Source organism: Actinomadura sp. WAC 06369 (genome assembly GCF_003947565.1).
Lineage (GTDB): Bacteria > Actinomycetota > Actinomycetes > Streptosporangiales > Streptosporangiaceae > Spirillospora > Spirillospora rifamycini.
Map to the genome: position 1 here is coordinate 1 of NZ_QHJN01000272.1, position 6,167 is coordinate 6,167.

General features: G+C 69.9%; 2 protein-coding genes. Both read left to right on the forward strand.

The window, feature by feature from the left end; translation table 11 throughout:
• The first annotated feature begins 35 nt into the window (after window positions 1-35).
• Window positions 36-5,912 (forward strand): type I polyketide synthase, encoded by a 5,877-nt coding sequence (locus DMH08_RS37790; RefSeq protein WP_267898601.1) that lies wholly within the window; start codon window positions 36-38, stop codon window positions 5,910-5,912.
• A gap of 26 nt (window positions 5,913-5,938) precedes the next feature.
• A partial coding sequence (locus tag DMH08_RS37795; protein ID WP_233618054.1) for a beta-ketoacyl synthase N-terminal-like domain-containing protein occupies window positions 5,939-6,167 on the forward strand: 229 nt, incomplete at its 3' end.

Below are 6,167 nucleotides of genomic sequence, written 5' to 3' on the forward strand. Positions count from 1 at the left end.
AGCCGGAGTCGTGGTCGCCGCGTGGGACGGTTCTGCTGACCGGCGGCACCGGCTCGATCGGTGTCTGCATTGGCCCTTGGCTGGCCGAGCATGATGCCGCCCGTGTGGTGCTGACGTCGCGTTCGGGTCCGTCCGCGCCGGGCGTTGCCGCGCTGGCCGCGTCGGTGGCGGACGCCGGGTCGGACGTGGACGTCGTGTCGTGCGACCTGGTGGAGCGCGGGCAGGTGACTGACATGGTCTCCTGGATCCAGGAAACCGGGCCGAGCCTCTCGACGGTGCTTCACTCGGCCAACACGCCCTATCTGGCGCGGGTGGAGGACACCGACCGCGAGGGATTCGCGGCGGCGTTGGGTGCGAAGGCTGCGGGTGCGGTTCACCTGGACGAGGCGACCGCTCATCTGGGGCTGGACGAGTTCATCTTGTTCTCGTCGATCTCGGCCACCTGGGGCAGCAACGACCATGCCGCGTATGCGGCGGGGAACGCGTTCCTTGACGGGCTCGCCGAAGACCGTCGTGCCCGTGGTCTGCCGGGCACATCGATCGCCTGGGGTGTGTGGAACACCCGCGACTGGGATGCCGTCGATGCGGTGATGGACCAGGCCCCGGGGCGGGTGACTCCGCATCGGCTCCTGCGGCAGGGGATGAACTTCCTCGAAACGGGCCGGGCACTGCGAGTGCTGGGTGAGGTCCTCGCCGATGACGAGACGTTCGTCGCTGTCGCGGATGTGGAGTGGGAGAAGTTTGCTCCGGTGTTCCGGGCGGCGCGGCCGCGTCCGCTGCTGGACACCCTTCCCGAGGCCCGCGACGACGACCACGACGAGAACCGCCGGGCAGGAGCCGAGGGCGATGGCCGTGGTGAGTTCGCCGAGCGGCTGGCGGGGATGCCGGCGGCCGAGCGGCGGCGCACGGTGGTGGAGTTGGTCCGTTCTTACGCCGCGGCCGTTCTCGGGCACGAGTCGGTCGAGGAGATCGTGGCGTCGCGTGCGTTCCGGGAGCTGGGTTTCGACTCGCTGACGGCGGTCGAACTTCGCAACCGGCTGAACACCGCGACAGGAGTTCGTCTTCCGGCGACGGTGGTCTTCGACCATCCGAGTGCTTCGGCTCTTGCCGATGAGATCCTCGGCAAGCTGTTCGGCAGCGACGTGGACGAGAGCGTGCCTGCGGCGGTGCAGCCGGTGTCGACCGATCCGATCGCGATCGTGGGGATGTCGTGCCGTTACCCCGGTGGTGTCCGCACTCCGGAAGAGCTGTGGGAGCTCCTGCGTGCGGGCGGAGACGCGATCAGCGGTTTCCCCATCGATCGCGGCTGGGACGCGGAAGCTCTGTTCGATCCGGATCCCGACTCGGAAGGCTCGACCTACGTGGTCGAAGGCGGCTTCCTCAACGGGGCCGCGGACTTCGACGCCGGCTTCTTCGGAATCAGCCCGCGCGAAGCCCTCGCCATGGACCCCCAACAGCGGCTGCTGCTCGAGACGTCGTGGGAGGCGATCGAACGCGCCGGGATCGACCCTCGGTCGATGCGCGGCTCTTCGACCGGTGTGTTCGTCGGCGCGGCAGCGTCGGGGTACATCGGTGCGCTGGAAGACGACCCGGAGGCGCAGGCCCATCTGATCACCGGGAACGCGCTGAGCGTGCTGTCGGGCAGGGTGTCGTACTCGCTGGGCCTGAACGGGCCTGCGGTGACGGTGGACACGGCGTGTTCGTCGTCGCTGGTGGCGCTGCACCAGGCGGTGCAGGCGCTGCGGTCGGGCGAATGCAGTGTCGCCCTCGCCGGTGGCGTGACGGTCATGGCCGACCCCGGCGAATTCGTGAGCTTCTCCCGGCTTCGGGCGCTGGCTTCCGATGGTCGGTGCAAGGCGTTCGCGGACGGCGCGGACGGCATGGGCATGGGCGAAGGCGTCGGGATGCTCGTGCTGGAGCCTTTGTCCGAGGCGCAGCGCAAGGGACGCCGAATCCTGGGCGTGATCCGTGGAAGCGCCGTCAACCAGGACGGCGCCTCCAACGGTCTCACCGCCCCGAACGGTCCCGCGCAGCAGCGAGTGATCCACGCCGCCCTGGCGAGCGCGCAGCTGTCGGCATCCGACGTGGACGTTGTCGAAGCGCACGGGACGGGCACCGAACTCGGAGACCCGATCGAGGTCGGCGCCCTCCTGGACACCTACGGGCAAGAACGCCACGACGGCGAGCCGCTGTGGCTGGGATCGATCAAGTCGAACATCGGTCACGCGCAGCAGGCGGCGGGTGTCGCGGGTGTCATCAAGATGGTGATGGCGTTGCAGCACGGCACGCTGCCCAAGACGCTGCATGCCGATGAGCCGTCGTCGCATGTGGACTGGGCGTCAGGGAACGTGCGGCTGTTGCAGGAGCCGGTTTCGTGGCCCGCGGGTGACCGTCCCCGCCGGGCGGGCGTCTCGGCGTTCGGGATCAGCGGTACGAACGCCCACGTCATCGTCGAAGAAGCCCCTGCCGAAGACGACTCCCTGGTACCGGAGCAGCCCGAAGTTCGTCCGGCTCCGGTCGCCGAGGCCGTGGTACCGGCGTGGGCGGTGTCGGGACACACGGCGGATGCCCTCGCGGGCCAGGCGGGTCGGCTGCGCGAGCACGTGCTGGCGCGTCCGGAACTCCCCGTGAGGGACGTGGCGTGGTCGCTGGCGACGACGCGTGCGGCCTTGGAGCACCGGGCCGTGGTCCTAGGCGACGACCGCAGCGGGCTTATCTCGGGTCTGGCCGCAGTGGCGACGGGACAGCCGGCCACCGGAGTGATCACGGGTTCGGTCGCTCCCAACGGCGCAGGCCGGACGGCGTTCGTCTTCCCGGGGCAGGGGAGCCAGTGGGTCGGCATGGGTCGCGAGCTGGCGGACGTGTCGCCGGTGTTCGCGGCCCGATTGGCGGAGTGCGCGGCGGCTCTGGCTCCTCACGTGGAGTGGGACCTGGACGACGTGCTGACAGGTCGTCATGGGTTCGAGGCTGCGGATGTGGTGCAGCCTGCGCTGTGGGCGGTGATGGTGTCGCTGGCGGCGGTGTGGGAGGCCGCGGGCGTAGTCCCGGACGCGGTCGTGGGCCACTCGCAGGGTGAGATCGCCGCGGCCGTGGTGGCGGGGATTTTGTCGCTGGAGGATGCGGCGAAGGTGGTGGCTCTGCGGAGCCGGACGCTGCGGGCGTTGGCGGGTCGTGGCGGGATGCTGTCGATCGCCGAGCCGGTGGAAGCTGTCCGCGCGCGTATCGCGTCGTTCGAGGGGCGGCTGTCGGTGGCGGCGGTGAACGGCCCGTCCGCGACGGTGCTGTCCGGGGACGCCGACGCTCTGCGGAAGCTGGTGGAGTCGTGCGGCGAGCAGGTTCGCACCCGGGTGATCCCGGTGGATTACGCCTCGCACAGCGCCCATGTCGATGAGCTTCGGGATGAGATCGTCTCGGTGCTGCAGGGGATTCGGCCGGGTGAGGCGCGGGTGCCGATGGTGTCGGCGATGAGCGGTGAGTGGTTGAGCGGCTCGGAGTTGACGCCGGAGTACTGGTACGCGAGCCTGCGCGAGACGGTCGAGTTCGATCGCGCGATCCGGGTCCTGAGCGGGTCGGGGCATGGGGTGTTCGTCGAGTCGTCTCCGCATCCGGTCCTCACCCCCGCGATCAGCGACAGTCTGGAGGACCAGGCGCCGGTGGCGGTGGGGACGCTGCGGCGGGACGAGGGCGGTGCGGATCGGCTGCTGGCCTCGTTGGCCGAGGCGTATGTCCAGGGCGCTTCCGTGGACTGGGCCGCCATTGTGGGTGGCGGTTCGGTTGTAGACCTGCCGACCTACGCGTTCCAGCACCGTCACTACTGGCCCGAGTCGGGTGGTCGGTCGTCGGCCGAGGTCGGTGTCGTGGACGCCGGGTTCTGGGCTGCGGTCGAGGGCGGGGACGTCGGTCGGCTCGCTTCGGTCCTGAACGTGGACGACGGCAGCTTGCGTGCGGTTCTGCCGGCGCTGGCCGAGTATCGGCATCGTTCGCAGGCCGATTCGGTGGTCGCCGGTTGGCGGTACCGGGTGTCGTGGGCACCGGTCGCCGAGTCGGCTGCCGTCCTTTCGGGAGCGTGGCTGGTGGTCGGTGACGGGGCCGAGGCTGCAGAGATCGGCGAGGCATTGCAGTTGCGTGGGGCTTCGGTGGTCGGGACGTCTTTGGAGGGCTTGGAGGACGCGGTCGCCGGGGTCGACGAGTTGAGCGGTGTGGTGTCACTGCTGGCGTTGGACGTTTCGGTGCGCGGTGGTGTGCCGGTCGGGCTGGAAAGCACGGTTGCGTTGGTTCGGGAGTTGGGCCGGTCTGGGGTGTCTGCTCCGTTGTGGGTGTTGACGCGGGGTGCGGTGTGCGCGGTTGCGGGTGAGGGTGCGGACCCGGTGCGTGCGCAGGTGTGGGGTTTGGGTGTGGTGGCGGGGCTGGAGTTGGCCGGCCGGTGGGGCGGTCTGGTGGACCTGCCGGAAGTGCTCGACCGGCGTGCCGCGGCTCGGTTGGTGGGGGTGCTGGCTGCCGGTGGCGAGGACCAGATGGCGGTGCGTGCGAGCGGTGTGGTGGCGCGTCGTCTGGTGCGTGCGGGGCGGGCGGTCGCGGGGAGGGTGTGGTGTCCGTCGGGTTCGGTTTTGGTGACGGGCGGAACGTCCGGTGTGGGTGCGATCACCGGCCGGTGGGTCGCCGGTCGCGGCGCGTCGCGGGTGGTTTTGTCGAGCCGGTCTGGTCCGGGAGCCGTGGGCGTGGCGGAGCTGGCGGAGTCGATCGCCGGTGCGGGTACTGCGGTGGAGGTGGTGGCCTGTGACATCGCCGATCGCGCTGCGGTCGAGGATCTGGTCGGGTGGATCGACGAGTCAGGTCCGGGGTTGTCGTCGGTGGTCCACGCGGCTGGTGTGGGGGGCCACAAGGCGGTGAAGGACGTGGAAGCCGCCGATCTGGCGGAGGTGTTGTCGGCGAAGGCCGGTGGCGCGGCGGTGCTGGACGAGGTGACGGCAGGGCGTGAGCTGGACGCGTTCGTGCTGTTCTCCTCTGGCGCGGGTGTGTGGGGAAGCGGCGGTCTGGGCGGGTATGCGGCGGCGAACGCGTTCTTGGACGCGCTGGCGGTGAATCGTCGTGCTCGTGGTCTGGTGGCGAGTTCGGTGGCGTGGGGGTTGTGGGCCGGGGTCGGTATGGCCTCGGGCGCGGGCGGTGAGCGGCTGCGCGGCTTCGGGATGGAAGGAATCGATCCCGAGCGCGGGATGCTGGCCTTGGGGCAGGTGCTGGATGCGGACGAGGCCGCGATGGTGGTGGCGGGGTTCGACTGGCCCCAGTTCGTCCCGACCTACACCCTCCACCGACCCAGCCCGTTCCTCTCCGAAATTCCCGATGCTCAAGAGGCACTGGCCGCGGACGCCATCGCCGAAGTCGGCGGTGAGGCAAGCGCCGAAGACTGGCCGGGTCGCCTGGCCGGAATGTCGGCGGCCGAACAGCAGCAGGTCCTGACCGACCTGGTGCGCGGGCACGCCGCTGCCGTCCTGGGGCACGATTCCGCCGAGGACGTGCTGCCGCAGCGCGCGTTCAAGGAGCTGGGGTTCGACTCGGTCGGTGCGGTGGAGCTGCGCAACCGTCTGTCGCAGGTGGTGGAGGTCAAGCTCCCGTCGACCATGGTCTTCGACTACCCGAACGCCGCCGCGCTCGCAGACTTCCTCCGAAGCGAACTGATCGGTGCCGGCGGTGATGTGGACGAGGCCGGCGACCCGGAGGAGCTGGCTTTCCGGGAAACCATCTCGTCCATTCCCCTGGCCCGTATCCGAGAGGCCGGGCTGCTCGACCTGTTGCTGCAACTCGCCGATCCGAGCAAGGGCAACGGAACCGGCACTGGAGCGGAAGCGGAATCCATCGACGAGATGGACGCCGAGGACCTAATCCGCAAGGCCCTCGACGGCAAAGACTCCTGACCCACCTCGTTGATTCGGAGCGCATCATGGCAACGCCCAACGAAAAGCTCGTCGAGGCCCTTCGCACCTCCCTCAAGGAGACCGAACTGCTGCGTCGGCAGAACGACGCACTTCGGGCCGCGTCGAACGAGCCGATCGCGATCGTGGGGATGGGCTGCAGGTATCCGGGCGGCGTGACCGGGCCCGACCAGTTCTGGGACCTGCTCGCGTCCGGGACCGATGCGATGGGCGGTTTCCCCACCGACCGCGGCTGGG